The sequence below is a fragment of the Pseudoalteromonas sp. CR1 genome, assembly GCF_019392235.1.
Taxonomy (GTDB): domain Bacteria; phylum Pseudomonadota; class Gammaproteobacteria; order Enterobacterales; family Alteromonadaceae; genus Pseudoalteromonas.
Window position 1 is genome coordinate 1 of the sequence record NZ_JAHXRM010000493.1, and the last position, 248, is coordinate 248.

General features: G+C 65.3%; 1 protein-coding gene. It reads left to right on the forward strand.

Going from position 1 to position 248, the window contains the following annotated elements; genetic code table 11:
* A partial coding sequence (locus tag KZZ04_RS20285) for an Hpt domain-containing protein (protein WP_219424048.1) occupies nt 1-248 on the forward strand: 248 nt, incomplete at both ends.

Sequence of the window (248 nt, forward strand, 5' to 3'; positions counted from 1 at the left end):
TATTCGACGACAGCGTGCAGCTGTCGGACAAGATGCGCCCGCTGTTCATCAGTAGCGTGCAGCATGACTTGCAGCGCATCGGCGTGGCGCTGGCGCAGCGTGATGCCCACGGCCTCGGCCAGTTGCTGCATTCGACCGCCGGTGCCCTCGGCGCAGTGCAGGCGCTGAGCCTGGCCCAGGCCTGCATCGAATTGGAAAGCGCGCTTAACCGCGGCAGCCTCGACACCCCGCTTGAGCTCAAGGTGAAG